The sequence below is a fragment of the Pseudomonas sp. NFPP12 genome, assembly GCF_900103205.1.
Classification (GTDB): domain Bacteria; phylum Pseudomonadota; class Gammaproteobacteria; order Pseudomonadales; family Pseudomonadaceae; genus Aquipseudomonas; species Aquipseudomonas protegens.
The window spans coordinates 1-26,064 of record NZ_FMWW01000007.1; the positions used below are offsets into that span (position 1 = coordinate 1).

Here is a 26,064-nt window from a genome sequence, read left to right on the forward strand (position 1 = left end):
TCGGCGCTGAACGACGGCGCCGCCGCGGTGATGCTGATGAGCGCCAGCAAGGCCCGGGCCCTGGGCCTGCCGGTGCTGGCAAAAATTGCCGCCTACGCCAACGCCGGCGTCGACCCGGCGATCATGGGCATCGGCCCGGTCTCGGCCACTCGCCGCTGCCTGGACAAGGCCGGCTGGACCCTGGACCAACTGGACCTGATCGAAGCCAACGAAGCCTTCGCCGCGCAGTCGCTGTCGGTGGCCAAGGAGCTGGAATGGGACGCCAGCAAGGTCAACGTCAACGGCGGTGCGATCGCCATCGGCCACCCGATTGGTGCATCGGGCTGCCGGGTGCTGGTGACCCTGCTGCATGAAATGATCAAGCGTGATGCCAAAAAGGGCCTGGCGACCCTGTGCATCGGCGGCGGCCAGGGCGTGGCCCTGGCGATCGAGCGCTAACCTCCACGCAAAACCGCCCTCCTTGTAGGAGCTGGCTTGCCAGCGAAGGTGCCCGTGAGAGCGCCTTCGCCAGCAAGCTGGCTCCTACAACGGACGGGACGCTGGTAAACTGCCGCGCCTCACTCCTCAGCTCCAAGGCGCTCCGCATGTCCTCCTTGAATCAGGCGCTGCGCGCCGCTCTCGATCACCGCCAGGACCTGCTCGCCGAGCTGCATCAGCAAGGCACCGACTGCTATCGCCTGTTCCACGGCAGCCAGGAAGGTGCCGGCGGCCTGACCATCGACCGCTATGGCCCGCAATTGCTGGTACAGAGCTTTCACCAGACGCTGGAACGCGACGCCCTGCTGCAACTGCACGCCAGCATCAATCAGCATCTGAACCTGTCGACCCTGCTGGTCTACAACGACCGCTCCCGGGGCAACTCGCGGATCGACCGCGAAGACTCGGTGTACCGCGCCGAAGAGGCCGCCCTGGAGGACCTGGTTGGCCACGAATGGGGCCTGAATTACCGCGTGCGTGGACGCCACGCCGGGCAGGACCCGCTATTGTTTCTCGACCTGCGCAACGCCCGTGGCTGGGTCAAGCAGCACAGCGCGGGTAAAAGCGTGCTCAACCTCTTCGCCTACACCTGTGGCGTAGGCCTCAGCGCCGCAGCTGGCGGCGCGCGCGAGGTATGCAACCTGGACTTCGCCGAGGGCAACCTCGCCGTCGGACGGGAGAACGGCCAGCTCAACCCGCAATTGCCACAGATGCAGTTCGTGCAGTCGGACTATTTCCCGGCCATCCGCCAACTGGCGGGCCTGCCCATCAGCCAGCGCCGCGGGCAGAAACTGCCCAGCTATCCGCGCCTTGAACAGCGCCAGTACGACCTGGTACTGCTGGATCCGCCAGCCTGGGCCAAAAGCGCCTTCGGCACGGTCGACCTGCTGCGTGACTACCAGAGCCTGCTCAAGCCGGCACTGCTGGCCACCGCCGAAGACGGCGTGCTGATCTGCTGCAACAACCTGGCCAAGGTCTCAATGCCGGACTGGCGTGAACAAGTACTGCGCTGCGCCGAGAAGGCCGGGCGTCCGGTTCGCGACTGCCAGGTCCTGGCGCCCGCCGCGGACTTCCCCTCCCAAGACGGGCAACCCCCACTGAAAACCTTGATCCTGCAACTTTGACCAAGAGCAGGAAATCTGAACAATCCTGAAGACTGGAGTGGTTTCGGAACCGTAAACGCGTGCCATACTCCAAGGCACTTCCGATTCAGATAGATGAAGCCTCGCATGACCAAAGGATTGATTCGCGCTCTTTGCGCCTTGTTGACCGCTCTCGCCCTTTACAGTCTGCTGGGCTTTCTGATTCTGCCGGGCATTGCCTTGCGGGTGGCCAACCAGCAATTGGCCAACTACGCCACCACCCCAGCCCATATCCAGCGCATCGAGCTCAATCCCTTCAGCCTGGAGCTGACCCTCTGGGGCCTGAGCATCGGTGAACCGGGCAAGGAGCAGATCGCCTTCGATCGCCTCTACGCCAATCTGCAATTGGACAGCCTGTGGAAACGTGCGCTGCACCTGGCGGATGTCGAGCTGGACCAGCCCAAGACCGAAATCCTCTTCGACAAGGAAGGCAAGCTCAACCTCCTGGCCCTGTTCAAGCTGCCGGCCAGCGAACCGACCCCAAGCGACCCCAACGCAAAACCCTTCCCGGTACGCATCGAACGCATCAAGCTGGCCGGCGGCTACCTGCATTTCCAGGACCTGCGCCCCAGCGAACCCATCGAATTCCTCTACAACAAGCTCGATTTTGAGTTGAAGAACCTCAGTACCCTGCCGGACGACAGCGCCGACATGACGCTGGTCGCCAGCGGCCCCGAGGGCGGGCAGATCGACTGGAGCGGCAACTTCAGCGTGACGCCGCTGACCTCCGAAGGCACCTTGAAAGTCACCGACGGCAAGATGAAAGCCTGGTGGCCCTATGTGCGCGATGCGGTGCCGCTGGTGCTGGAAGACGGCGTGGTCAACCTCAGTACCCACTACAAATTCAGCCTGGCCAAGGAAACCGAGCTGCTGCTGGACAACACCTCCATCAGCGTCGCGCCCTTTGCCATCAAGGCCCCGGACGGTCGCCCACTGGCGCGTCTGGAGCGCCTGGACGTCAGCGAAACCACAGTCGACCTGGCCAAGCAGCACGTGATTGTCGGCAAGGTCCGCAGCCAAAAGCTCGAAACCTGGGCCGCCCTTGAAGCCGATGGCCAGTTGGACTGGCAAAAGCTCTTCGCCAGTCAGCCGGCCAAACCGGCGCCAAAACCCGAGCCGGCCGCTGCCGACGCGCCCAAGGAACCAGCAGTACCAGGTAAACCCTGGCAGGTGCTGCTCAAGGACGTGCAACTGCGCAACTACCAGGTGCACCTGGCCGATCGCAAGGCCAAGCCCGCCGTAGCCCTGGAGCTGGGGCCGCTGAACCTGGACCTGCAGAACTTCGACAGCCTCAACCAGTCGCCCTTCACCCTCAAGCTCGATACCGGCCTGGGCAAACAAGGCAAGGTCAACGCCACCGGCGAGGTCAACCTCAACCCCGTCAGCGCCAAACTCAAGGTGCAGACCCGGGACATCGACCTGCGCGTCGCCCAGTCCTATATCAGCCCGTTCATCCGCCTGGAACTGCGCAGCGGCATGCTCGGCAGTGATCTGGCAGTGGACCTGAAGAAAGTCGAACCCCTGACTTTCAGCGTCACCGGCCGGGCCAATGTGGACCAGCTGCACACCCTGGACACCCTCAAGACCCGCGACTTCGTGAAATGGAAACAAGTGGTGGTAGAAGGCCTGAACTATCAGCACGGTGACAGCCTGACCATCAGCCGGGTCAACCTGATGCAGCCCTATGCACGCTTCATCATCAACGATGACCGCACCACCAACATCGACGACCTGCTGATTCCACAACCACCCAGTAGTGGTGGCAAATCCTCGACGAAGGCCGAGCCAAGCTCAAGCAAGCCCCTGGGCATCCACATCGGTGAAATCGCCATCAACGACGGTTCGGCGAACTTCGCCGACCTGAGCCTGACGCCTAACTTCGCTACCGCCATCCAGCAGCTCAACGGCCATGTCGGCACCATCGACAGCCGCCAGGCCAAGCCGGCAGACGTGGACGTCAAGGGCAAGGTCGACCGCTATGCGCCGGTGACCATCAAGGGCAGCGTCAACCCGTTCGATCCGATGGCCGCCCTGGATATTGCCACCAGCTTCAAACGAGTGGAACTGACCACCCTGACCCCCTACTCCGGGAAATTCGCCGGTTTCCGCATCCGCAAGGGCCGGCTCAACCTCGACCTGCACTACATGATCACCAAGGGCCAGCTCAAGGCCGAGAACAAACTGGTGGTCGAGCAGCTGCAACTGGGGGAAAAGGTCGACAGCCCGGACGCCGTGGATCTGCCGATCCGCCTGGCAGTGGCCTTGCTGAAAGATACGGACGGCAAGATCTCCATCGAGCTGCCTATCTCCGGTGATTTGAACAACCCGCAGTTCAGCGTGATGCCGATTGTCTGGCAGACCCTGCGCAATCTGGTGCTGCGCGCCGCCCAGGCACCCTTCAAGTTCATTGGCGGGCTGGTCAGCGGTGGTGGCTCGGAAGACCTGAGCAACGTGTCCTTCGCTCCAGGCTCCAGCGACCTGAGCAAGGAATCCGAGTCGGCCCTGACCACCCTGGCCAAGGCGCTCAAGGAGCGTCCGACCCTGCGCCTGGAAATCGAAGGTACCAGCGCCCAGAGCAGTGACGGCCCGCTGATCGCCGAACAGCGGCTGGAGCGCGAATACCAGTACAACTACTACAAGATCCTCCAGCGCCGCGGTGACAAGGTCCCCGCCCAGGCGTCCCTGCTGCAGGTTCCCGAGGGCGAAAAGGCCCCTCTGCTGGAAGGCATCTACCGCACCCGCCTGAAACAGCAGCCGCCGGCGGAATGGACCCAGCTCAGCCGCGACGAACGCAGCGCCAAGCTGCGTGAAGGTCTGATCAAGTTCTGGAGCAGCAGCGACGTGCTGTTGCGACAACTGGGTCAGGAGCGCGCCAGCAGCATCAAGGACTTCCTGGTGGACAAGGGCCAACTGGCCGACGACCGGGTCTACTTCATCGATGCCAACCTGGGCCAGGCCGAAAGCGATGGCCGGGTCGTCACCCCGCTGCACCTGGACAGCGAATAAACCTCTCGCGCCGGGCTCCACCCAGCCCGGCCGGTCTCTCCTGCAGCGCCTGCCTGGCGCCCACAATAGAACAGGCCCCGACACTCAGTGCCGGGGCCTGTAATGATCACGTCCTTGTGATCTTCCGCATGAACCCTTTTGAGAAGCGGCAGACGTATCACTGGGCTCGTCTACCGCACCCTCTCCCTGTCCAGGCGAGAAGCGTGAGTGTTACTCGGCTTTCAGGCCGTCAGCGGAAACTGCCTTGACGCCTTTGATTTTCTTGGTGATGGCCACGGCGGTAGCTTTCTGAGCCTCGGTTACCGCAACAGTGGACGACAGCGAAACAACGCCCTTGTTGGTTTCAACCTTGATGTCGGTGCCAGGAATGCCCTTCTCGGTTACCAGATCGCTTTTCACTTTGGTGGTGATCCAGGTATCGGAGGTGGCCTCTTTGGCCTTGGTCACTTCACCGGCAGCCACCACCATGGGCGACTGGGTGTTTTGAGTGGTCTGCGCAAATGCTGCGTTAGCCATGGTCAGGGTCAGAGCGGTAGCAGTTGCGGCAGCGATAGCGAACTTCTTCATACGAGTAACTCCTGTTCTTTAAGAAAGCCTGCGCCGTGTCCTGGCAACAGGGTTATGAGGGATATTGCAGGTGCTGTGCCAAGTCTAGGAGCCTATAAATATTCTTAAAAATCAATAAGTTATAAAATCATTAATAATTCGGCATCATGCAAAATGCATGACTGCCCGCCAATCTGCATGCAAGTTGCGGCTTTTTCAGCGCGGCCTGGCCAATCGTTAAAAGCCTCCTCAAGCCCCCTCCGTACCACAGCCTTTGGGCGCATAGTCGGCCTCCACAGTGGTGGTGCATGTCCATCCTGAAGTCGCCGAACGGGTCAGGGTCAGGGTCTTGTTCAGCACCGGCCCCGGCGCATTGAGCAGGGTGCAGCCAATGCTGCCTTCACCGGTGGCCGCCGTCCCGCCGGCACTCATCCGGCAGTTGGCGGTCTGGGCCGTGCCCCCGGCCAGGGCCAGGGTCGGATCAGTCCCCTGGTTCAGCAGATCCTCGACGTTGACCTTCAGGGCCGACGCCTCGGACAGGGCGGCAATCACCTTGGCCCGCGCCTGGTACTTGGCATACATCGGCATCGCCACGGTGGCGAGGATGCCGATGATGGCTACCACCACCAGCAATTCGATCAGAGTAAAACCGGATTGATGTTTCATGGGTTGCCTCCTGGCATGGACGAATGTTGCATGAGCACAAAGGCGTGAAGCACAGCCTGTGCCAGGGGATAACCCACGGATTACGTGGCCTGCAGCCGCGATAGCCCATGGCCTTGAGCGCAAGGAGTCGCACAAACTGACAAATTTCGTCAGCCCCTGCCCCTCTCGGGCAGCGCCTCGCCAGCTAGGCTTGGACAGGTGCCTGGCGACCCGACGGTCGGCTCGCGCCCCCACCAAGGAACGTCCGGGGGTCAGGGTGATCTATCACCCGTTCGAACACAGCAGGGCGCTTGCGCCTCCCTATCCACCCTTGCACCAAGGATCGAACCATGGCGGTAAAAGCACCCGCGACCAGTGTCTATCTCTGGCACGGCACCGACAGCCAGGGCCGCCCCCTCACCGGAGAACTCAGCGCCGCGACCCCGGCCCTGATCAGGGCGCAATTGCGCAGACAGGGCATCACCCCAACCCGAGTCCGACGCAAACCCAAGGGCTGGCTGCGCCTGCATCAGCGAGTCGGGGCACGGGACATTGCCCTGCTCACCCGGCAGTTGGCCACGCTGATGCAGGCCGGGGTGCCGCTGCTGCAATCCTTCGACATCATTGCCGAAAGTTTCGAGCATCCGCAGATGCGCCAACTGCTGGCCAGCCTCAAGCGCGACATCGAGGCCGGCTCCAGCCTGGCCACGGCATTGCGCAGACAGCCGCGCCACTTCGACCCGCTGTACTGCAACCTGGTGGACGCCGGCGAGCAGGCCGGCGCCCTGGATACCCTGCTGGAGAGAGTCGCCACCTATAAGGAAAAGAGCGAGAAGCTGAAGGCGCGGCTGAAGAAAGCCATGGTCTATCCCTTGGCGGTGATCGGCGTGGCGGTCGTGGTCAGCAGCATCCTGCTGCTCAAGGTGGTCCCCCAATTCCAGAGTTTGTTCGCCGGTTTCAATGCCGAGCTGCCACTGCTCACCCAGTGGGTCATCGCTCTGTCACATTTCATCCAGCAGCAGGGGACGCTGCTGCTGGCTGCCGGTGTGCTGGGCGGGCTTGCGGCGCGCCTGGCCTATCAGCGCTCCCCGAGCTTGCGTGACCGCCTGGATGTCGGCCTTTTGCACATGCCCCTGGCCGGGCCACTGCTGCACAAATCCGCGGTGGCCCGCTACGCACGGACCCTGGCCACCACCTTCGCCGCCGGCGTTCCCCTGGTGCAGGCCCTGGATTCAGTGGCCGGAGCCAGCGGCAACCCGGTCTTCAGGCAAGCGGTGCAACGGATCCGCCAGCAGGTCGCCGCCGGCATGCAATTGAACTTTGCCATGCGCGCCAGCGGCATCTTCCCGACCATGGCGATCCAGATGACCGCCATCGGCGAAGAGTCCGGAACCCTGGATCATCTGCTGGAAAAAGTCGCGATCCATTACGAGGTCGAGGTGGACAACCTGGTGGACAGCCTGACCAGCCTCATGGAGCCGTTGATCATGGTGGTCCTGGGGGGTATCGTCGGCGCCCTGGTGGTTGCCATGTACCTGCCTATCTTCCAACTCGGTACAGCGATCTGAACATGCCCCTGACTGACGCCCTCACTCTCTACCCCATGGCCTTCGTGGCTGCGGCCCTGGTATTGGGCCTGATCGTCGGCAGCTTTCTCAACGTGCTGGTGTGGCGCCTGCCGAAAATGCTCGAACGCGACTGGCGAGCCCAGGCCCGCGACGTGCTGGGGCTGGAGCCGGAACCTGTGGCTGCGCCCTATAACCTGATGCTGCCGCACTCCCAGTGCCCGCACTGTGCGCAGCCGATCCGCCCCTGGGAAAACATTCCGCTGCTCAGTTACCTGTGGCTGCGTGGCCGCTGCGCCCACTGCAATAGCTCCATCAGCCCGCGCTACCCGTTGACCGAACTGGCCTGCGGGCTGATCTCGGGTTTTATCGCCTGGCACTTCGGCTTCGGCTGGGCGGCCGGGCTGATGCTGATCCTCAGTTGGGGGCTGCTGGCAATGAGCCTGATCGACGCCGATCACCAGCTGCTGCCGGATGTGCTGGTGCTGCCACTGTTGTGGCTGGGGCTGATCGCCAACAGCTTCGGCCTGCTGATCAGCCTGGAGGATGCGCTATGGGGGACGGTGATCGGCTACCTGTTCCTGTGGTCGGTGTTCTGGCTGTTCAAGCTGCTGACCGGCAAGGAGGGCATGGGCCACGGTGATTTCAAGCTGCTGGCCCTGTTCGGGGCCTGGGGCGGCTGGCAGATCCTGCCGCTGACCCTGCTGCTGTCATCCCTGTTGGGGGCGATTCTCGGCACGATCCTGCTGCGCCTGCACCGGGAAAAGACCTCGACGCCAATCCCCTTTGGACCCTTTCTGGCCATTGCCGGCTGGATTGCCTTGCTCTGGGGTGGTCAAATAACCGACTTCTATCTGCAGTTTGTCGGTTTCCAATGACTCGCTCCGTTAACACACCCTGGACCCTCGGCCTGACCGGCGGCATCGGCAGCGGCAAAAGTGCCGCCGCCCAGCACTTCATCGACCTGGGGGTGCATGTGATCGATGCCGATCATGCCGCCCGCTGGGTAGTGGAGCCAGGCCGCCCGGCCCTGGAACAGATTGCCCGGCACTTTGGCCAAGGCGTGCTGCTGGCCGACGGCCAACTGGATCGCGCGGCTCTGCGCAAGCTGATCTTCGAGGTGCCCGAACAGCGTCGCTGGCTGGAAGCCCTGCTGCACCCGCTGATCGCCGAGGAAATTGTCAGCCACCTGGCCCGCGCCGAATCGCCCTACGCAATCCTGGTGTCGCCGCTGCTGATCGAATCCGGCCAGTCGCGGATGACCCAGCGGATTCTGGTGATCGACGTGCCCCAGCAACTGCAGATCGAGCGTACCCTGCAGCGCGACCAGATCAGCGAACAGCAGGTCCAGGCGATTCTCCAGGCCCAGGCCAGCCGTGAGGAACGCCTGCGCCATGCCGATGACGTGCTGGTCAACGACCGCGACCACGCCTGGTTGCGCAGCGAGGTCGAGCGCCTGCATCACTTTTACCTAACTTTGCGTGGAGGCCAGTCATGAGCCAACCCCTGACCGTCGAATGCCCAACCTGTGGCGCCCCTGTGGAATGGACCGCGGCCAACATCAATCGGCCCTTCTGTTCCGATCGCTGCAAGCTGATCGACCTGGGCGCCTGGGCTGCCGAGGAGCACAAGATTCCGGTGAGCCCGGATGCCGAGGACGACCTGTTCTCCGAAGAGCTGCCCCCTCGCGCTCACTGAGTGCTGACCCCGGCGCCGGTCAGGGCCGCATGAAGCTGTAGTCCTGATCGTCGTCGAGGTTCTCCGCAAGAAACTGCAGCTCGTCTGCCAGGTCCTCGATGCTGCGCACACTCTTGCTTTGCTGCACCACCGCACTGAGCAGGGCGCGCAGGCTCAACCCCGGTTCAAAACCTTCCTGCTGAGCATTGTGCAGACTGTCGCGCACTTCCTGCCGGGCCCACTGGTAGACACTCATGACCGCACTCCTGAGATTTTTGCCGAGCATGCAGCCCGGCAAAACACCGTGGATTGATATGGATCAAGGGCGCGGATCCTCGTCTTTCCAGGGAGCCGACAGGTAGCGGGTGCGGTTGAAGGTTTCCAGCCATTCCGGGCAGAACACCACCAGGGCGCTGATCACCATGCCGTTGATAAAGGCTTCCGGGAAGATGATCAGCCACAGGTAGCCGACAAAATCTTCCAGCCATTCGGGCATGGCAAAGCGTTCGTCGAACCACAGCAGGCCCAGGCCGCAGAGCAGGCATAACAATGCCGAGAGTGCCGCCGCAAAGAACCCCGAGCAGAAGATATAGACGAAGGGATTGCGCGGCTGGGCCCGTTCCACCAGCCAGGCGCAGGCCTCGGTGACCGCCACCGGCAGCAGGATCAGCAAGGCTCCATTGACCCCCAGCGCCGCCAGGTCCTGCCGGCCCAGGGCCAGCAGGCCCAACTGTGCGATCAAGCCGCCAACTATCGCCAGCGGCCAGTCCAGCAGCAGGGTTACTGCGGTCATGCCGATGAAGTGGTAGGAGACCCCGGTGTCGAAATCCCGGCGCACAAGCCACAGCAGAAACAAGGCGAACACCGTGCCAAACAGCAAGTGCTGGCGCCGGCTGTCGGTAAACAGCTCGACCCAGGGCGCCCGCAGTACCGCCCAGATCAGTACTGGCACATACAGCAGCCAGCCGCCAATCAGGCTTTGCGGCGACAGCAGCGCCGCGCTGATCATGGCTGGGCCCGCTCCAGCGCCGCAGCCAATTGCGCGGCCGTGGCGAACGCCTGCCGGGCGACCAGTTGCCCATCCTGCAGTTGCAGCCACAGCACCTGATCCTCGGCGGCGGGATAGCGTGGTGCCACGCGCCCATCGCGATCGAGCATCACTCGGTAGGGGTAATCCTTCATGGCCGGCACCGCAAACAGTTTGGCGATCACTGTCGGCATGCGCTGGATATCGGCGACAAACACCCCGTGGCGCTCCTGCAGGTAGCCCTTGGGTTTGTCCTTGAGCGCCGCGTTCACCACTTTGGCGGCGTCCATGCTACGTGCCACCAACAGGATCCGCGCCTGGGAATCGAGGCTGTAGGGCTGGTCGAATTGATCCAGCAGGGTCCAGGGCGCCAGGCGCTCTCCTATTTCCAGGGCCTGGGCCCACAACGGCAACAGGGCCAGCAACAGCATTGACCAGCGCTTCACTGCGCACTCCTTATCGAATGGTTGGACGGCAGACAGTCTACACCGCCCCTGGACAGGCTCCAGCGAGGTTGCCGGCAACACCTGCGGAGGTTTTTGCACGGCCGTGGTTTTTAAGGTCATATTTGAGCGCTAAGCTTGGGGGTATGGATGACTCAGATTTTTTGCGCCTGCTTACCATCCAGGCCGAACAAGCCAACGCGTTCCTGTCCAATGCCCGCAAATGGGAGCGTGAGCGTTGGGTCTGCCAGCGCCTGCTGCAAGGCCTGAACATTCCCTACCGCAACGACGAGTTCACCGCCGCCGGGCAAGAGCCCCCCGATGTGCTGTTTCGCGAGGCCAGCTTCGAAGTGTTCTTCGTCCTCGACGAAGGCCGCAGGCTCAACGATGAATGGCGTGACGAACTGCAGCGCCGGCGCAGCGCGTTCTCCCTGAGCCAGCTGGTGCGCCGCGAAGCCAAGCCCAAGCGCATCCCGGCCAGCGAACTTTTGCTGCGCCTGGCACCGACCTTGCGCAAGAAGGCCCACAACTATCAGGAACGCGGAATGAACCTCGGCGAGCTGGACATCATTGCCTTCGCCGCCCTGAAACGCGAAGTCCTGGATCTCAACAGCCACTTCCCGCCCCCCACCGAATACCTGCGCCAGGGCTGGCGCTCGCTGTCCCTGGTGGGGCCGACGTTCGCCCGCGTGTTGTTCGCCCACCCGGATGCACCGGAGTTCCTGCGCAGCAACCTGGGCCGCAGCATCCTCTTCGACGTCGGCATCAGTTTGTAACGCCGGTCAATGCGCCCTGTGTAGCCATGGCGCAATCCGCCCGGCAATGGTAAAAAAGCACACTTGCCTGCCAACGCCGGGCCCGTGCCAGCGAGCCCTCACGCGGCAGCGGCTATGCTCCGTTCATGCCGGATAACACCGCGCTGTAACATTCCTCAACGTTGCGACGTCTATCTGACGAGGTCTTTTATGAGCAGCCGCCTGAACCCCGACGACCAACGCCATGTCGAAGAATACCTGCAACTGCCCCAGCATCGAGTCGAGCGCCGGCCCTTTCGGCCGTGGATGCTCCTCGTGGTGGTGATTGCGGTGACCGTCGCCCTGGGCCTGTTGAGCCGTTTCATCAGTTACCTGACGCTATGAGCTGCTTCGCGCTCGCTCGGTTGACTGCACCGATTTCTTTTAGCCTTGCGAGATATCCCCATGACTCATCGTATTGTCATCGTTGGCGGCGGCGCCGGCGGCCTGGAGTTGGCGACCCGCCTGGGTAAGACTCTGGGCAAGCGCGGCACCGCCAGTGTGATGCTGGTGGACGCCAACCTGACCCACATCTGGAAACCGCTGCTCCACGAAGTGGCTGCCGGTTCGCTGAACTCCTCCGAAGACGAACTCAACTACGTCGCCCAAGCAAAATGGAACCACTTCGAGTTCCAGCTGGGCCGCATGAGCGGGCTCGATCGGCAGCGCAAGAAGATCCAACTGGCCGCCACCTACGACGAAGAAGGCGTGGAGCTGTTGCCGGCCCGGGAGCTGGGCTACGACACCCTGGTGATCGCCGTGGGCAGCACCACCAACGACTTTGGCACCCAGGGCGCGGCCCAGCATTGCCTGTTCCTCGACACCCGCAAGCAGGCCGAGCGCTTCCACCAGCAACTGCTCAACCACTATTTGCGAGCCCATGCCGGGCAGACCGATGCCGTGGAGCAGATCAGCGTGGCCATCGTCGGCGCCGGCGCCACTGGCGTGGAACTGGCGGCAGAACTGCACAACGCGGCCCATGAACTGGCGGCCTACGGGCTGGACCGGATTCTCCCGGAAAACATGCACATCACCCTGATCGAGGCCGGGCCACGGGTGCTGCCTGCCCTGCCCGAACGCATCAGCGGCCCGGTGCACAAGACCCTGGAGAAACTCGGGGTCAAGGTGCTGACCAACGCCTCGGTCAGCGAAGTGACCGCCGACAGCCTGATCACCGCCGACGGCCAGACCATTCCCGCCAGCCTCAAGGTCTGGGCCGCGGGCATTCGCGCGCCAGGCTTCCTCAAGGACATCGACGGCCTGGAGACCAACCGCATCAACCAACTGCAGGTACTACCGACCCTGCAGACCACTCGCGACGAGAACATCTTTGCCTTCGGCGACTGCGCCGCCTGCCCGCAACCAGGCAGCGACCGCAATGTGCCGCCACGGGCCCAGGCCGCGCACCAGCAAGCCTCGTTGCTGGCCAAGTCGCTGAAGCTGCGCATCGAAGGCAAGGACCTGCCGACCTACAAGTACACCGACTACGGCTCACTGATCTCGCTGTCGCGCTTCTCGGCGGTGGGCAACTTGATGGGCAACCTCACTGGCAGCGTGATGCTCGAAGGCTGGCTGGCGCGGATGTTCTACATCTCGCTGTATCGCATGCACCAGATGGCGCTGTACGGAGTCTTCCGCACCGCGATGCTGATGCTTGGCAGCCGAATCGGCCGCGGTACCGATCCACGCCTGAAGCTGCACTAGGCCCCTGAAAAACCACGCCCCCGCTACGCAACGTAGCGTGGGGTGCTGGCGTGCGGTTACAGGCATTCATCGAGAAAATTCACGACGGTGCCCATGCAGGCGACCCGCTCCTCGACGTGGGGCATGTGGCTGGAGTGTTCGAACAACGCCAGGCGAATGCCGGGAATCTTCTCCAGGTAGGGTCTGACCACAACTGGCGTGGCTTCATCGTAGCGGCCACAGATCAAAAGCGTCGGCACCTCGATGCGTTCCAGGCGCTCGACGATGCTCCAGTCCCGCAGGTTGTCCATCAGCGGAAAACCTCCCCTCCGCTCCGCGCCATCGGCACCACGGCCCTGGGCAAACATCCGCGCCACCTCTTCAGGCCACGGGCGCAGCCGACATACATGCCGTTCAAAGTACAACTGCCAGGCCTGCACATATTCGGCGCCACGAGGGGAGCCCGGCTGCTCATGCCAGGCCAGCACCTGCAACGCTTCCTCAGGCAGGGCTGTGCGCAGTTTCAGGGTCTCGGCTTCCCAGGTGCGCATGTCGGCTGGCGCATTGGCCAGGATCAGCGCACGCAAGCCGGCCGGCGCGCGCACCCCGTGCTCGCTGGCCAGCGCAGCTCCCCAGGAGTGACCCAGCAGGGCGTAGTCCTGACTGATGCGCAGGTGGTCCAGGAGGTTGTCCAACTGCTCCAGGTAGAGTTCAAGGCTCCAGAACGACGGCGGCTTGCCATCCAGACGAGTGGAGAGGCCACTTCCCAGGTGATCGAATTGAACGATCGCCCGACCACTGGCGGCCACATCCCTGAAGGCGTCCAGGGTGTCATGAGTGCAGCCCGGACCGCCGTGCAGAATCACCAGGGGCGTAAGTCCGCTGTGCAGATCCCCGGTGACCCGATACCACGTCTGATGGACGCCAAAGGAGGCATAGCCTTCCAGTGGTGGTTTGCTTGCATTCATTGCGCATCGCTCCCTGATGACAATCAGCCTGTGTCGTTCAATCTTCCGTTCCGCGCTCCAACGCCTCCAGTGCGGCAGAGCCTGCGCTACTCGCCTCAGTTCCCCAGCAGGCGATAGTGAACCGCGCGAACCACCGCCTGAACCCGATTCCTGGCGCCCAGCTTGTGCATCGCCGAGGTCAGGTGCAGGTTGATCGTGGCCTGCGAACGCTGCAGGCGCTCGGCAATCTCGTCGGAAGTCATGCCCTCTGCAGCCCATTTCAGGCACTCGCGTTCACGCCGGGTCAGATCAACCGGATAACTGCGAACGCATTTGCTGAGCTGTGGATAGAGATGCTCCTGCAACGCATGAGCAAGCAGGGTGAAGTGGCCCTGAACCTGTTGCAAGTCCTGTAATGCCACCGTGGCATTGCCGGAGCGCAAACCGGTGAGGCTGGCGAAACCGCCCCTGGGTAAATGGATGGGCACAGTCATGCCATGGGCCATTTGATGATGGTGCAGGTAACTGGATACCGGAGCGTGCTGCTGCCCGAGGGCCTGGCGCAGGACGGTTTCCGCCTCGGGCTTGTAGGACCAGATAAAGGGCGAGGAGCTGTCCAGAGCAACCTGCTGGACCGGGTCGATATGGTAGTAACCCTGATCGCACCAGAGCTCCAGCCAGTCCCTGGGGGTATTGCAGACCATGGCACTGGGGATGATCAGCTCGCCTGCCTGATCGAAAGGCACCGGGCTGTAGTCATAAACCAGGGCATCGAAACCCAGTTCCGAGGCCAGTGTCATGGTTCCCGTCATTCGCTCATGCAGCGAGTTTCCGGACAAAAGATGGGTATCAAATTCCGCGAGCCTGCTCTGCATCCTTGCCGCTTCCTTACTGTTGATCCTTAACAGCGAAGGGCCAGAATGCCACGCCCGGCAGCAACGGGCCAGGCAAAACCTATAAGAAATACTAGGTTTGCGGTGCAACCAACGCTTGCCCCAGCGTCATCGGCGCCCATGGCCATGACCCGCAAAACAGCGCTGACAACCAGCTCAAGGTCGGTACCGCACATGCCTGCCCCCGCCCTATCTGCTGCAATGCTGTGTCACGGCCCACCCCGTGTGGCGCCATGCATCGCTCATAGCAGACAAGGACCCAGGCCATGCAGATGCCCCAGACGCTTGAGTTGCACAACGGCGACAAAGCCCCTGCCACCTTCTCCCCCAAAGAATACGCTCGACGCCTGGGCGCCCTGCGGGCCTACATGGCGCAACAGGACATTGACGCCGCGCTGTTCACCTCGTACCACAACATCAACTACTACGCCGGCTTCCTGTATTGCTCCTTCGGCCGCCAGTACGCCCTCGTGGTGACCCAGGACCACAGCGTGCTGATCAGCGCCAATATCGACGGCGGCCAACCGGGGCGACGGGCGACCTGCGATGCCCAGGTGATCTACACCGACTGGCAGCGGGGCAATTTCTTCGTCGCGGTCAAGCAGGCCCTGCCCCGCGCTTCGCGCCTGGGGCTGGAGTTCGATCATCTGACCCTGCCCAATCACCGGGCCTTTGCCGAGCTCTATCCCCAGGCACAGTTACTGGACATCGCCGCGCCCTGCATGAACCTGCGCATGCTCAAGTCCGCCGAAGAGCAAGCGCTGATCCGCCAGGGTGCGCGGATTGCAGACATCGGCGGGGCCGCCGCCATCGAAGCCCTGCACGACCAGGTACCGGAATACGAGGTGGCCGGACACGCCACCCAGGCCATGGTGCGGGCGATTGCCGAGGCGTTTCCGGGGGCCGAACTGATGGATACCTGGACCTGGTTTCAGTCCGGGCTCAATACCGATGGTGCCCACAATCCACTGACCTCGAGACGGGTCAGCCCAGGAGAAGTGCTGAGCCTCAACTGCTTCCCGATGATCGCCGGCTACTACACCGCCCTGGAGCGCACGCTGTTCCTCGGCCATTGCCCCGACGCCTGCCTGCGATTGTGGGAGATCAACGTCCAGGTGCATGAAGCCGGGCTGCAACTGGTCAAGCCCGGCGCACGCTGCAGCGATATCGCTCGACAACTGAACGCCCTCTACCTGGAGCACGACCTGCTGCAATACCGTACCTTCGGCTATGGCCATTCGTTCGGCATCCTCAACCACTACTATGGGCGCGAGACCGGGCTGGAGTTTCGTGAGGATGTGGAGACCATTCTTGAGCCCGGCATGGTGGTGTCCATCGAACCGATGATCAGGCTGCCCGAAGGCCTGCCCGGTGCCGGCGGTTATCGGGAACACGACATCCTGATCGTCGACGAGCACGGCGCGTGCAATATCACCGGGCTGCCGTACGGGCCGCGGCACAACATCATTGGCAGTTGACTCAACTGCCTGGAAAACGCCCTCCCCCACAGAAAAGGCTCGCCGCTTCAGCCATGACTCGAGTCATCAGCCAAATACTGTGACGGAGAACATTCAGCACAAGCACAATCGAGGCATCAAGGGCTGTAGGTAACCTACCCTAGGCTCGACGCCAGCGGGGCTGCGAACTTTTCCACAGGCATACGAAAAAGGGCACCTCAATGAGGTGCCCTTTTTCGTGAATATGGTCGGGGTAAGGGGATTCGAACTCCTGACATCCTGCTCCCAAAGCAGGCGCGCTACCGGACTGCGCTATACCCCGGTAAAAAAAAGGCACCTTCTAGAGGCGCCTTCTTCGAACAGCGCTTTTGGCCTCTGTTCTTAAGATTCGATTCCAGCGCTAACTGGTTTCAAAAATGGTGGGTCGTGTGGGATTCGAACCTACGACCAATTGGTTAAAAGCCAACTGCTCTACCAACTGAGCTAACGACCCAAAAATGGTCGGGGTAAGGGGATTCGAACTCCTGACATCCTGCTCCCAAAGCAGGCGCGCTACCGGACTGCGCTATACCCCGGTTTGAAATTGGCTCCGTGACCAGGACTCGAACCTGGGACCCAATGATTAACAGTCATTTGCTCTACCGACTGAGCTATCACGGAACTACATATTTCAAGTTACAACTTTTTACTTCATCCTCTTCGACTTGTTCGCATCGCTACGTTCATGTCTCTGAGGCGCGCTATTTTACAATCTTAAAAACCCCTGTCAACCCCTTAAATTGCTTTTAAGACAATGATTTGCGACTTCATTGCCGGTTTCTTCTTGATCAGAAAAAACCTCGGGGGTGACTGACTGCGGGGCGCACTTTACAAGCCTTTTCCTTACAGTTCAACGCCCTAGTGAAAAAAAAGGCCTCGCAATGCGAGGCCTCCTCTATAAACCCACCGATCAGTGATCAGGCGAAGACGATTTCGTCGTCCTGCACCGAGGCGGTAACCGTGGCTCCCGGCAGGAAACCGCCGGAGAGGATCAACTGCGCCAACGGGTTCTCGATCCAGCGCTGGATGGCCCGTTTCAGCGGCCGTGCGCCATACACCGGGTCGTAACCCACAGCGATCAGCTTGTCCAAGGCCTCGTCGCTCAGTTCCAGGCTCAGCTCGCGCTCCGCCAGGCGACTGCGCAGGCGACCCAACTGGATCTGCGTGATGCCGGCGATCTGATCCCGTGCCAGAGGCTCGAAGATCACCACTTCGTCGACCCGGTTGATGAACTCCGGCCGGAAGTGGGTGGACACCGCGTCCATCACCGCCGCACGTTGTGCCTCGCGATCCCCTACCAGCTCCTGGATCTGCGCCGACCCCAGGTTGGAGGTCATGACGATCACCGTATTGCGGAAATCCACGGTACGCCCGTGGCTGTCCGTCAGACGGCCATCTTCCAGGACCTGCAGCAGGATGTTGAACACATCCGGGTGCGCCTTCTCGACCTCGTCCAGCAGAATCACCGAGTACGGCTTGCGACGCACGGCTTCGGTCAGGTAACCGCCCTCTTCATAACCGACATAGCCTGGTGGCGCACCGATCAGGCGAGCCACGGAATGTTTCTCCATGAACTCGGACATGTCGATCCGCACCATGGCCTCTTCGGTATCGAAGAGGAATTCCGCCAGGGCCTTGCACAGTTCGGTCTTACCCACGCCGGTCGGGCCGAGGAACATGAACGAACCGCTGGGCCGGTTCGGGTCGGACAACCCGGCTCGGGAACGGCGCACAGCGTTGGCCACCGCCACCACGGCTTCGTTCTGGCCAATCACCCGCTCGTGCAGCAGGCTTTCCATCTTCAGCAGCTTGTCGCGCTCGCCTTCAAGCATTTTCGACACTGGAATGCCGGTCCACTTGGACACCACTTCGGCAATCTCTTCCTCGGTAACCTTGCTGCGCAGCAACTGGTTCTCGCTGTGGCCGTGCTGGTCGACCATCTGCAGGCTGCGCTCCAGGTCCGGGATCACCCCGTACTGCAACTCGGCCATGCGATTGAGATCGCCTTTACGACGCGCCGCTTCCAGTTCCTGGCGCGACTGCTCGATCTTCTGCTGGATCTGCGCAGAACCCTGCACTTCGGCTTTCTCCGAAGTCCAGACTTCTTCCAGGTCAGCGTATTCACGCTCCAGGCGGACAATCTCTTCCTGGAGTTTCTCCAGGCGCTTGATCGCGGCCTCGTCGTCTTCTTTCTTCAGGGCCTGGGATTCAACCTTGAGCTGAATCAGGCGCCGCTCCAGACGGTCCAGCACTTCCGGCTTGGAGTCGATCTCCATGCGGATGCGGCTGGCGGCCTCGTCGATCAGGTCGATGGCCTTGTCCGGCAACTGCCGATCGGTGATGTAACGATGGCTGAGCTTGGCCGCGGCAATGATCGCGCCGTCGGTGATCGCCACCTTGTGGTGCACCTCATAGCGCTCTTTCAGCCCACGCAGGATAGCAATGGTGTCTTCCTCGCTCGGCTCATCCACCAACACTTTCTGGAAGCGCCGCTCGAGGGCTGCGTCCTTCTCTATATATTGGCGGTATTCGTTGAGCGTGGTGGCGCCCACGCAGTGCAGCTCGCCACGGGCCAGGGCCGGCTTGAGCATATTGCCCGCATCCATCGAGCCTTCGCCTTTACCAGCGCCGACCATGGTGTGCAGCTCATCGATGAACAGGATGATCTGCCCTTCCTGCTTCGACAGTTCATTAAGCAGGGATTTGAGGCGCTCTTCGAACTCGCCACGATATTTGGCGCCGGCGATCAAGGCGCCCATGTCCAGGGACAGCAAGCGCTTGCCTTTGAGGCCATCGGGCACTTCGCCGTTGATGATCCGCTGGGCCAGGCCTTCGGCGATGGCGGTCTTACCCACGCCTGGTTCACCAATCAGCACCGGGTTGTTCTTGGTCCGGCGTTGCAGCACCTGGATGGTCCGGCGAATTTCGTCGTCACGGCCGATTACCGGATCAAGCTTGCCGTCTTCGGCGCGCTTGGTCAGGTCGACGGTGTACTTGTCCAGGGCCTGGCGCGACTCTTCGACGTTGGCGTCATTCACCGCTTCACCGCCACGCAGGTTGTTGATGGCGTTCTCCAGGGCTTTCTTGCTCACGCCCTGGCCCAACAACAATTTGCCGAGTTTGCTGTTCTCATCCATGGCGGCCAGCAGCACCAGCTCGCTGGAGATGAACTGGTCGCCTTTCTGCTGCGCCAGGCGGTCGGCCTGGTTGAGCAGGCGCGCCAGATCCTGGGACATGTTGACGTCGCCAGTGGGGTTCTGGATTTTCGGCAGCTGGTCGAGCTCTTTGCTCAGTTCCTTGCGCAGGCTGTTGACGTCGAAGCCCACCTGCATCAGCAGAGGCTTGATCGAGCCGCCCTGCTGTTCCAGCAGCGCCTGCATCAGGTGCGCCGGTTCAATGGCCGGATGATCGAGGCCAACCGCCAGAGATTGAGAATCGGATAAGGCCAGCTGCAATTTGCTGGTTAATCGGTCTATACGCATTAGTCACCTTCCTTTTGAGCAGGCCGGAGCGATGGACACACCTAAATAGAGAAACCTGCCAGATGTTTCACTAGATGCGGTCGATTCTGGGAGATTCAAGCGTCAGCAGCTTGACACAAGTCAGATTAGTCTAGCGCTCAAGCCAGATAAGGGAGGCAAAACGCCCGGTACGCGGGCTGCGCCGGTAGGAAAAGAAGCGGGGATCGCTGACGGTGCAGTAGCCGCCACCGTACACGGCAGTCACACCACAGGCAGCCAGGCGCAGGCGCGCCAGCTGATAGATATCGGCCATGAAGCGCCCGGCATTGGCGCTCGGCACAAAGGCCTGCTCGGCTGCCGGCAATTGGGCGAAGAAGGCTTCACGCACCTCGGGCCCCACTTCAAAGCGCTGCGGGCCAATGGCCGGCCCCAACCACACCAGCACCTCGGCGCAGGGCGTATCCAGGCTGTCGAGGGTGGCTTCCAGCACGCCCGCCGCCAACCCGCGCCAGCCGGCATGGGCCGCGGCGACTCGGGTTCCGGCACGGTTGCAGAACAGTGCCGGCAGGCAGTCGGCCGTCATCACCGCACAGGCAACGCCCGGGGTGGCGGACCAACTGGCGTCCGCGGTCGCGGCCATGGAAGGATCGGCGTGGGCCACGGCCACCCCGTGCACCTGTTGCAGCCAGGCCGGGGCGATGCCGAAGTGTTCGCTCAGGCGACGGCGATTCTCGGCCACTGCTTGCGGCTGATCGTCGACATGGTCGCCCAGGTTGAGGCTGTCGAACGGCGTCAGGCTGACGCCGCCAGCGCGGGTGGTAGTACAGGCTTTGACTCCGGCCGGCGCGGGCCAGTCGGGAATCAGCCAGTCATTCATCCGATGAACGCCTCACGGTCCTGCTTGAGCAGCGACAGCAGCCAGACGAAATCGTCCGGCAGCGGCGATTCCCAGCTCATGCGGATACCGGTGGTCGGATGATCCAGCTCCAGGAAGCGTGCATGCAGGGCCTGGCGCGGGAAGTTCTTCAGCGAGTCGACCATGGTCTGGCTCGCCGCCGGCGGAATGCGGAAGCGGCCGCCGTAGGCTGGATCCCCCACCAGCGGGAAGTTGATGTGGGCCATGTGCACCCGGATCTGGTGGGTACGACCGGTTTCCAGCTTGACCCGAACATGGGTGTGGGAACGGAAACGTTCCAGGACCCGGTAGTGGCTGACGGCCTGCTTGCCGCCTTCCATCACCGCCATGCGCTGGCGCTGCTGGCCATGACGGCCGATCGGAGCGTTGATCTTGCCCCCGGCGGTTACCACGCCGATCACGATGCATTCATAGATGCGGCTGACACTGCGGCTTTGCAGCTGGGCCACCAGTTGGGTCTGCGCCTGGATGGTCTTGGCCACCACCATCAGTCCTGTGGTGTCCTTGTCCAGGCGGTGGACGATACCGGCCCGCGGCACATTGATAATGTCCGGGATGTGATGCAGCAGGGCATTGAGCAGGGTGCCGTCGGCATGGCCGGCAGCCGGGTGCACCACCAGGCCCGCAGGCTTGTTGATCACCAGGATATCGTCATCTTCATAGACGATATCCAGCTCGATATCCTGGGCGATCCACTCGCCCTGGGCCTCCTGCTCGGCAGTCAGCTCAAGAATGGAGCCGCCGTGCACGATGTCCCGCGGGCGGATGACCGCTCCGTCCACAGTCAGGCGGCCGTCCTTGATCCAGGCGGAAAGGCGCGAGCGCGAATGCTCAGCGAATAGTTGGGCGGCGACTTGATCGAGGCGTTGACCGCCCAGTTCGGACGGCACCTCTGCGCGAAGTTCAATTTTATCGGACATGCTCGGACTGGGCGTCGGCACAGCCTTTGGTTTCGGCTGCGCGCTTGTGGTTAAATACGGCGTCTTTTGCCCCGAGGCTTTCAACGGGGCGCTCATCATAACAGGACGGCCCCGCCCAAGACAGCGGCCGTCATAGGGACGCAAGCCGCCATGCAAGTGAAACACCTGCTGCTGATCGCCATCCTCGCACTGACCGCTGCTTGCTCATCGAAGGAAGTCGTTGACGAAAACCTGAGCGAAGTCGAGTTGTACCAGCAGGCGCAGACCGACCTGGACAACCACAGCTATACCAGCGCCACTGCCAAGCTCAAGGCCCTGGAATCGCGCTATCCCTTTGGTCGCTACGCCGATCAGGCACAGCTCGAGCTGATCTACGCCAACTACAAGAATGCCGAGCCGGAGGCCGCCAAGTCCGCCGCCGAGCGCTTCATTCGCCTGCACCCCCAGCACCCGAACGTGGACTACGCCTACTACCTCAAGGGCCTGACCTCGTTCGACCAGGACGTCGGCCTGCTGGCGCGCTTCCTGCCGCTGGACATGACCAAGCGTGACCCGGGTGCCGCCCGCGACTCCTACAACGAGTTCGCCCAGCTGACCAGCCGCTTCCCCAACAGCCGCTACGCGCCGGACGCCAAGCAGCGCATGATCTACCTGCGCAACCTGCTGGCTGCCTACGAGATCCACGTAGCCGACTATTACCTGACCCGCCAGGCCTATGTCGCCGCCGCCAACCGTGGCCGCTACGTAGTGGAGAACTTCCAGGAAACCCCATCGGTCGGCGACGGCCTGGCGGTGATGACCGAGGCCTACCAGCGCCTGCACCTGGATGAACTGGCTGCCACCAGCCTGGAAACTCTCAAGCTCAACTACCCCAACCACCCAAGCCTGGTGGACGGTCAGTTCGTGCCACGCGTGGCTGAGGCCGACAACCGTTCGTGGCTGAGCAAGGCCACCCTGGGCCTGATCGAGTCCCGTCCACCGCTGCCGCCGGGAGAAACCCGCGCCAACCAGGACGTGATGAAGCAGTACCAGGATGCCAAGGACGCCATTCCGTCCGAGCTCAAGCCTAAAGACAGCAACGGCGACGTGGTCGAGGAAGAAGAGCACGAGGCTGCCGGCAACAACAATAGCGACCGTTCCTGGTTCAGCTACATGACCTTCGGCGTGTTCGACTGATCACCCCGCAGGCCGGAAAGGGAGACTTGAAGTCTCCCTTTTTTATGCCCGCGCACTGATGGGCCTGTGCGCCCGTCGGGCGCTTGGCTAAACTGCCCCCTCCCCCTTCAAAAAGCTGGTTGCCATGGTTCGTCTACTGTTCTGGATCGCTCTGATTGCCGCCGCGGTATGGTTCTGGCGCAAGTTCAAGCGTCCTGTCGCCGCCCCTCGCTCCCCCAATGAACCGGCCACTACGCCCATGGTGCGTTGCGCCCATTGCGGCGTGCACCTGCCCCAGGACCGGGCCCTGAGCCAGTCGCAACAGTGGTACTGCAGCCAGGCACACCTGCAACAAGGGCCGGGAAACCAGGACCGCTGAGCCGCCAGGCCCACTGCGGATAGCCGAGGCAAGGAACTCGGGGGCGAAAAATGGCGTCTGACACGGACTATTCCAGGCCTTGGTCAGCGCATGAACCGGCTCGTCGCCCCCTTCCTCCCTCGCCTCTCCCAGGCTTCGAACCTCTACTCAGGAACGGGAAGGCCCAAGTGCCAACCCCGGCCGAACAATTGGCGACAAAATAGCCTGTTGGCGCCCACTCGCCGTTTCGCTCTCGGGCAGAGCGCTGTAGCCCCCCATCCACGGGCACCACAACGTCCCGACGACGCGCACCTTCAGGACGCCCGGCAGGATGACCAGTGGCCCATCCCCTGCGCCGCTACCCCGTCGGGCCTAGACTTGAGTTCACGCCCATCGGGCGAGCACTGTCGCCCGCTCCTCACTCACGGATGAAAACTGCAGCCGCCATGAACCCACGGCAATCGGTGCTGGTGGTCGATGACGCCACGGAAACCCGCGCCCTTGTGGAGATCACTCTGGGCCGAATGCGCTTGCACACCCAAAGTGCGCGCACCCTGCAGGAAGCCCGTGGCCGCCTGGCCCGTGAGCGCTTTGACCTGTGCCTGACCGACCTGCAGCTACCGGACGGCAGCGGGCTGGAGCTGCTGCGGCACATCCGCCAGTCCCACCCCAACCTTCCTGTGGCGCTGCTAAGCAACGGCGCCTGTGCACAGGCCAGCGCGGGCGCCCTGCAGGCCGGAGCCTGCCAGTTGCTGCACAAGCCTCTGGACCTCAAGCAACTGCGCGCTTGGGTAGGTGCCAGCCTGAAGCAGGCCACGGACTGCGCAACGGATGACCCAGCCCGGCAATTGCTGGGAGACTCGGCGCCCATGAATGCCCTGCGTCGCCACATCGACAAGCTGGCCCACAGCCTGGCGGCGGTCTATATCAGCGGTGAATCCGGCAGTGGCAAGGAACGGGTCGCCCGTCTGCTCCACCAGCTTGGCCCCAGGGCCCGATACCCGTTCGTCCCGGTCAACTGCGGGGCGATTCCTTCCGAATTGATGGAGAGTGAACTCTTCGGCCATTGCAAAGGCAGCTTCAGTGGCGCCGTCAGCGATCAGCCCGGGTTATTTCTGGCCGCCCACGGCGGCACCCTGTTTCTTGATGAGGTCGCCGACCTGCCCCTGGCCATGCAAGTAAAACTGCTGCGAGCCTTGCAGGAAAAATCCGTGCGCCCTGTAGGCAGCCAACAGGAAAAAACCGTCGACGTGCGGATTCTCTGTGCCACCCACAAGGACCTGAAAAACGAGGTAGAGACCGGACGCTTTCGCCAGGACCTCTACTACCGCCTGAACGTCATCGAGTTGCGAGTCCCTGCGTTGCGCGAGCGCCGTGGCGACATCCCCGCACTGGCCGGGCACGTCCTGCAGCGTCTGGCCAGGGACAGCGGACAGCCTGCCGTCCAGCTACGTCCCGAAGCCCTGCAAGCCCTGGAGCGCTATGACTTTCCGGGCAACGTGCGAGAGCTGGAAAACCTGCTGGAACGGGCGCAGACCCTATGCGAAGGACGCTGGATAGAAACAGACGACCTGCAGTTGCCCAGAGCCGGCAGCCTTGAAGCCCGATCATCGGCGGCGGCTACCCAGCTAGACCTGGCGCTGCACCTGCAACAGGTGGAGCGCCAACTGCTGCTCCAGGCCCTGGAGGAAACCCGCTGGAACCGCACGGCGGCGGCCCGGCGGCTGAGCCTGTCGTTTCGTTCGATGCGTTACCGCATGAAGAAGCTCGGGCTGGACTAGATCCGACCTTCAGGCGCATAAGGCGCCGGGTCGATGATCGGCGGGTTCCCCAGCAGCAGGTCGCAGAACAGCTGGCAGGAGGCCGGCGCCAACACCAGGCCATTGCGGTAGTGCCCGCAGTTGAGCCACAGGCCAGCAAAGCCCGGAACCGGCCCGATGTAGGGAATGCCTTCCGGAGAGCCCGGGCGCAGCCCGGCCCAGTGCCCGACCACCTCGGCCTCGGCGAGGGCGGGAATCAGCTCGACCGCGGAGGCCTTGAGGCTCTCCAGGGCCGAAACGGTCGGGGTCTTGTCGAAGCCTTCATGCTCCAGGGTGCTGCCCACCAGAATGTGGCCATCGCGCCGCGGGATGGCATAGCGCCCCTTGGCCAGGACCATGCAGGACAGAAAGTCGGCAGCACACTTGTAGAGGATCATCTGCCCCTTCACCGGCTCCACCGGCAGTTCCAGGCCCAGGCTGCCCAGCAGTTCGCCACTCCAGGCCCCCGCGCAGAGCACCACCTGATCGGCGCGAACCTCGCCCAGCGAGCTATCGACCCCCACCACTTGCTGGCCTTCGCGGATAAAACCACTGACGGTGCATTGCTCATCGATTTGCACATTAGGCAACGCCTGTAACGCCGCCTTCAGGGATTTGACCAGGCGCGGGTTGCGCACGTTAGCCACATCGGCCATGTAGATCGCCTGTTGATAACCATTGCCCAGCACCGGCACCGCGTCATGCACCGCCGAGATATCCACAGCACTCAGCGGCCGGCCTTCACGCTTGGCCCACTCCAGGGCCTGGGCTTCATCCTCCAGGTCCAGCCAGTAGAGGCCGGTGACATGCACTTGCGGGTCGACACCGGTGGCACTGAACAGTTGCTGGGCCAGTTGTGGGTAGAAATCCTGCGACCAGTGCGCCAGGGCAGTGACCGCCGGGCTGTAGCGCCAGGGGTAAAGCGGCGAGACGATCCCACCACCGGCCCAGGACGATTCACGCCCCAGGTCCGAACGTTCCAGAAGCCGTACCTGCTGGCCCTGGGACGCCAGATTGAAGGCGGTGAGCAGGCCGATCACCCCGCCGCCCACCACCAGCACTTGCTGTTGCTTAGCCATAGTCCGATCCAATCATGAGAAAGACAGTGGGCGCC

The 26,064-nt window shown here is 62.6% G+C and carries 24 protein-coding genes, 4 tRNA genes and 1 pseudogene; 14 read left to right on the plus strand and 15 right to left on the minus strand.

Going from position 1 to position 26,064, the window contains the following annotated elements; translation table 11 throughout:
* From BLS75_RS27875 to BLS75_RS27885, 3 genes and pseudogenes are all read left to right on the plus strand, one after another.
* Positions 1–438, plus strand: a pseudogene (locus BLS75_RS27875) (acetyl-CoA C-acetyltransferase); the annotation flags it as partial.
* Between the two features lie 146 nt (positions 439–584).
* Positions 585–1,601: a class I SAM-dependent rRNA methyltransferase gene (locus tag BLS75_RS27880; protein WP_072453037.1), complete on the plus strand. Its 1,017-nt coding sequence runs from the start codon at positions 585–587 to the stop codon at positions 1,599–1,601.
* A gap of 105 nt (positions 1,602–1,706) precedes the next feature.
* Positions 1,707–4,625, plus strand: a complete 2,919-nt coding sequence (locus BLS75_RS27885; protein WP_072453034.1) for a DUF748 domain-containing protein — start codon at positions 1,707–1,709, stop codon at positions 4,623–4,625.
* Between the two features lie 210 nt (positions 4,626–4,835).
* Here the strand turns inward: BLS75_RS27885 and BLS75_RS27890 are convergent, their stop codons facing one another.
* On the minus strand, positions 4,836–5,192 hold the full coding sequence (locus BLS75_RS27890; protein WP_011063519.1) for a BON domain-containing protein: 357 nt from the start codon (positions 5,190–5,192) through the stop codon (positions 4,836–4,838).
* Between the two features lie 228 nt (positions 5,193–5,420).
* Positions 5,421–5,837 (minus strand): pilin, encoded by a 417-nt coding sequence (locus BLS75_RS27895; protein ID WP_072453032.1) that lies wholly within the window; start codon positions 5,835–5,837, stop codon positions 5,421–5,423.
* A 329-nt stretch (positions 5,838–6,166) separates the two neighbouring features.
* On the opposite strand from BLS75_RS27895, the gene BLS75_RS27900 reads away from it, so the two are divergent.
* From BLS75_RS27900 to yacG, 4 genes are read left to right on the plus strand one after another with little or no spacing between them, the layout of a single operon-like run.
* Positions 6,167–7,384: a type II secretion system F family protein gene (locus BLS75_RS27900; protein WP_072453029.1), complete on the plus strand. Its 1,218-nt coding sequence runs from the start codon at positions 6,167–6,169 to the stop codon at positions 7,382–7,384.
* 2 nt (positions 7,385–7,386) lie between these two features.
* Positions 7,387–8,259 carry a prepilin peptidase gene (locus BLS75_RS27905; protein WP_072453026.1) on the plus strand — a complete coding sequence of 291 codons (873 nt, stop codon included), beginning with the start codon at positions 7,387–7,389 and terminating at the stop codon, positions 8,257–8,259.
* Positions 8,256–8,879 (plus strand): dephospho-CoA kinase, encoded by a 624-nt coding sequence (coaE, locus tag BLS75_RS27910; RefSeq protein ID WP_072453023.1) that lies wholly within the window; start codon positions 8,256–8,258, stop codon positions 8,877–8,879. Before BLS75_RS27905 ends, coaE begins: the two co-directional genes overlap by 4 nt.
* Entirely contained in the window at positions 8,876–9,079 is a 204-nt protein-coding gene (gene yacG, locus BLS75_RS27915) for a DNA gyrase inhibitor YacG (protein WP_047289273.1), read from the plus strand. Before coaE ends, yacG begins: the two co-directional genes overlap by 4 nt.
* Before the next feature lie 19 nt (positions 9,080–9,098).
* Here the strand turns inward: yacG and BLS75_RS27920 are convergent, their stop codons facing one another.
* From BLS75_RS27920 to BLS75_RS27930, 3 genes are all read right to left on the minus strand, one after another.
* A complete protein-coding gene (locus tag BLS75_RS27920; RefSeq protein ID WP_011063525.1) occupies positions 9,099–9,314 on the minus strand; it encodes a hypothetical protein in 216 nt (71 codons plus the stop codon).
* Positions 9,315–9,377: 63 nt separating this feature from the next.
* Positions 9,378–10,067, minus strand: a complete 690-nt coding sequence (locus BLS75_RS27925; RefSeq protein ID WP_047289276.1) for an energy-coupling factor ABC transporter permease — start codon at positions 10,065–10,067, stop codon at positions 9,378–9,380.
* Positions 10,064–10,531 (minus strand): hypothetical protein, encoded by a 468-nt coding sequence (locus BLS75_RS27930; protein ID WP_026019989.1) that lies wholly within the window; start codon positions 10,529–10,531, stop codon positions 10,064–10,066. The genes BLS75_RS27925 and BLS75_RS27930 overlap by 4 nt, the downstream gene beginning before the upstream one ends.
* 143 nt (positions 10,532–10,674) lie before the next feature.
* On the opposite strand from BLS75_RS27930, the gene BLS75_RS27935 reads away from it, so the two are divergent.
* From BLS75_RS27935 to BLS75_RS27945, 3 genes are all read left to right on the plus strand, one after another.
* Positions 10,675–11,304, plus strand: coding sequence for a DUF1780 domain-containing protein (locus BLS75_RS27935; RefSeq protein ID WP_011063528.1), 630 nt, complete (start codon positions 10,675–10,677; stop codon positions 11,302–11,304).
* 189 nt (positions 11,305–11,493) lie between these two features.
* On the plus strand, positions 11,494–11,667 hold the full coding sequence (locus BLS75_RS27940; RefSeq protein ID WP_015637073.1) for a DUF3094 family protein: 174 nt from the start codon (positions 11,494–11,496) through the stop codon (positions 11,665–11,667).
* Between the two features lie 60 nt (positions 11,668–11,727).
* Complete coding sequence (locus BLS75_RS27945; RefSeq protein WP_011063529.1) at positions 11,728–13,026, plus strand: NAD(P)/FAD-dependent oxidoreductase; 1,299 nt, start codon at positions 11,728–11,730, stop codon at positions 13,024–13,026.
* Between the two features lie 56 nt (positions 13,027–13,082).
* On the opposite strand, the gene BLS75_RS27950 is transcribed toward BLS75_RS27945, so the two are convergent.
* Both BLS75_RS27950 and BLS75_RS27955 read right to left on the minus strand, forming a co-directional pair.
* Complete coding sequence (locus BLS75_RS27950) at positions 13,083–13,973, minus strand: proline iminopeptidase-family hydrolase (RefSeq protein ID WP_072453021.1); 891 nt, start codon at positions 13,971–13,973, stop codon at positions 13,083–13,085.
* A 95-nt stretch (positions 13,974–14,068) separates the two neighbouring features.
* Complete coding sequence (locus BLS75_RS27955; protein ID WP_072453020.1) at positions 14,069–14,827, minus strand: LuxR family transcriptional regulator; 759 nt, start codon at positions 14,825–14,827, stop codon at positions 14,069–14,071.
* A gap of 284 nt (positions 14,828–15,111) precedes the next feature.
* Between BLS75_RS27955 and BLS75_RS27960 the strand changes: the two genes are divergently transcribed.
* Positions 15,112–16,323 (plus strand): aminopeptidase P family protein, encoded by a 1,212-nt coding sequence (locus tag BLS75_RS27960; protein ID WP_072453018.1) that lies wholly within the window; start codon positions 15,112–15,114, stop codon positions 16,321–16,323.
* Between the two features lie 224 nt (positions 16,324–16,547).
* Here BLS75_RS27960 and BLS75_RS27965 read toward each other — a convergent pair.
* The 7 genes from BLS75_RS27965 to rluD all read right to left on the minus strand — a co-directional run bounded on the left by BLS75_RS27965 (position 16,548) and on the right by rluD (position 21,638).
* Positions 16,548–16,624, minus strand: a tRNA-Pro gene (locus BLS75_RS27965).
* A 95-nt stretch (positions 16,625–16,719) separates the two neighbouring features.
* A tRNA-Lys gene (locus BLS75_RS27970) sits at positions 16,720–16,795 on the minus strand.
* 5 nt (positions 16,796–16,800) lie between these two features.
* Positions 16,801–16,877 (minus strand) — tRNA-Pro (locus tag BLS75_RS27975).
* Between the two features lie 9 nt (positions 16,878–16,886).
* Positions 16,887–16,962, minus strand: a tRNA-Asn gene (locus tag BLS75_RS27980).
* 296 nt (positions 16,963–17,258) lie between these two features.
* Positions 17,259–19,823, minus strand: a complete 2,565-nt coding sequence (clpB, locus tag BLS75_RS27985) for an ATP-dependent chaperone ClpB (RefSeq protein ID WP_011063533.1) — start codon at positions 19,821–19,823, stop codon at positions 17,259–17,261.
* 130 nt (positions 19,824–19,953) lie between these two features.
* The gene (gene pgeF / locus BLS75_RS27990; RefSeq protein WP_072453009.1) at positions 19,954–20,679 is read right to left on the minus strand and encodes a peptidoglycan editing factor PgeF; all 726 of its coding nucleotides are present in this window, start codon (positions 20,677–20,679) and stop codon (positions 19,954–19,956) included.
* A complete protein-coding gene (rluD, locus tag BLS75_RS27995) occupies positions 20,676–21,638 on the minus strand; it encodes a 23S rRNA pseudouridine(1911/1915/1917) synthase RluD (RefSeq protein WP_011063535.1) in 963 nt (320 codons plus the stop codon). Before rluD ends, pgeF begins: the two co-directional genes overlap by 4 nt.
* 150 nt (positions 21,639–21,788) lie before the next feature.
* On the opposite strand from rluD, the gene BLS75_RS28000 reads away from it, so the two are divergent.
* From BLS75_RS28000 to BLS75_RS28010, 3 genes are all read left to right on the plus strand, one after another.
* Positions 21,789–22,814: an outer membrane protein assembly factor BamD gene (locus tag BLS75_RS28000; RefSeq protein ID WP_011063536.1), complete on the plus strand. Its 1,026-nt coding sequence runs from the start codon at positions 21,789–21,791 to the stop codon at positions 22,812–22,814.
* A gap of 124 nt (positions 22,815–22,938) precedes the next feature.
* Complete coding sequence (locus tag BLS75_RS28005) at positions 22,939–23,172, plus strand: PP0621 family protein (RefSeq protein ID WP_015637081.1); 234 nt, start codon at positions 22,939–22,941, stop codon at positions 23,170–23,172.
* 425 nt (positions 23,173–23,597) lie between these two features.
* The gene (locus BLS75_RS28010; RefSeq protein WP_072453007.1) at positions 23,598–24,932 is read left to right on the plus strand and encodes a sigma-54-dependent transcriptional regulator; all 1,335 of its coding nucleotides are present in this window, start codon (positions 23,598–23,600) and stop codon (positions 24,930–24,932) included.
* Here BLS75_RS28010 and thiO read toward each other — a convergent pair.
* A complete protein-coding gene (gene thiO, locus BLS75_RS28015; protein WP_047289300.1) occupies positions 24,929–26,029 on the minus strand; it encodes a glycine oxidase ThiO in 1,101 nt (366 codons plus the stop codon). The genes BLS75_RS28010 and thiO overlap by 4 nt on opposite strands.
* Between the last annotated feature and the right edge of the window lie 35 nt (positions 26,030–26,064).

Bases quoted from the DNA above. Each gene is read 5' to 3' on its own strand.
- BLS75_RS27905 (WP_072453026.1), top strand. From the start codon at position 7,387: ATGCCCCTGACTGACGCCCTCACTCTCTACCCCATGGCCTTCGTGGCT.
- pgeF (WP_072453009.1), bottom strand. From the start codon at position 20,679: ATGAATGACTGGCTGATTCCCGACTGGCCCGCGCCGGCCGGAGTCAAA.
- BLS75_RS27950 (WP_072453021.1), bottom strand. From the start codon at position 13,973: ATGAATGCAAGCAAACCACCACTGGAAGGCTATGCCTCCTTTGGCGTC.
- BLS75_RS27925 (WP_047289276.1), bottom strand. From the start codon at position 10,067: ATGATCAGCGCGGCGCTGCTGTCGCCGCAAAGCCTGATTGGCGGCTGG.
- BLS75_RS27935 (WP_011063528.1), top strand. From the start codon at position 10,675: ATGGATGACTCAGATTTTTTGCGCCTGCTTACCATCCAGGCCGAACAA.
- thiO (WP_047289300.1), bottom strand. From the start codon at position 26,029: ATGGCTAAGCAACAGCAAGTGCTGGTGGTGGGCGGCGGGGTGATCGGC.
- BLS75_RS27960 (WP_072453018.1), top strand. From the start codon at position 15,112: ATGCAGATGCCCCAGACGCTTGAGTTGCACAACGGCGACAAAGCCCCT.
- BLS75_RS27920 (WP_011063525.1), bottom strand. From the start codon at position 9,314: ATGAGTGTCTACCAGTGGGCCCGGCAGGAAGTGCGCGACAGTCTGCAC.
- BLS75_RS27940 (WP_015637073.1), top strand. From the start codon at position 11,494: ATGAGCAGCCGCCTGAACCCCGACGACCAACGCCATGTCGAAGAATAC.
- rluD (WP_011063535.1), bottom strand. From the start codon at position 21,638: ATGTCCGATAAAATTGAACTTCGCGCAGAGGTGCCGTCCGAACTGGGC.
- BLS75_RS27955 (WP_072453020.1), bottom strand. From the start codon at position 14,827: ATGCAGAGCAGGCTCGCGGAATTTGATACCCATCTTTTGTCCGGAAAC.
- clpB (WP_011063533.1), bottom strand. From the start codon at position 19,823: ATGCGTATAGACCGATTAACCAGCAAATTGCAGCTGGCCTTATCCGAT.
- yacG (WP_047289273.1), top strand. From the start codon at position 8,876: ATGAGCCAACCCCTGACCGTCGAATGCCCAACCTGTGGCGCCCCTGTG.
- BLS75_RS28005 (WP_015637081.1), top strand. From the start codon at position 22,939: ATGGTTCGTCTACTGTTCTGGATCGCTCTGATTGCCGCCGCGGTATGG.
- BLS75_RS27895 (WP_072453032.1), bottom strand. From the start codon at position 5,837: ATGAAACATCAATCCGGTTTTACTCTGATCGAATTGCTGGTGGTGGTA.
- BLS75_RS27890 (WP_011063519.1), bottom strand. From the start codon at position 5,192: ATGAAGAAGTTCGCTATCGCTGCCGCAACTGCTACCGCTCTGACCCTG.
- BLS75_RS28000 (WP_011063536.1), top strand. From the start codon at position 21,789: ATGCAAGTGAAACACCTGCTGCTGATCGCCATCCTCGCACTGACCGCT.
- BLS75_RS27945 (WP_011063529.1), top strand. From the start codon at position 11,728: ATGACTCATCGTATTGTCATCGTTGGCGGCGGCGCCGGCGGCCTGGAG.
- BLS75_RS27885 (WP_072453034.1), top strand. From the start codon at position 1,707: ATGACCAAAGGATTGATTCGCGCTCTTTGCGCCTTGTTGACCGCTCTC.
- BLS75_RS28010 (WP_072453007.1), top strand. From the start codon at position 23,598: ATGAACCCACGGCAATCGGTGCTGGTGGTCGATGACGCCACGGAAACC.
- coaE (WP_072453023.1), top strand. From the start codon at position 8,256: ATGACTCGCTCCGTTAACACACCCTGGACCCTCGGCCTGACCGGCGGC.
- BLS75_RS27900 (WP_072453029.1), top strand. From the start codon at position 6,167: ATGGCGGTAAAAGCACCCGCGACCAGTGTCTATCTCTGGCACGGCACC.
- BLS75_RS27880 (WP_072453037.1), top strand. From the start codon at position 585: ATGTCCTCCTTGAATCAGGCGCTGCGCGCCGCTCTCGATCACCGCCAG.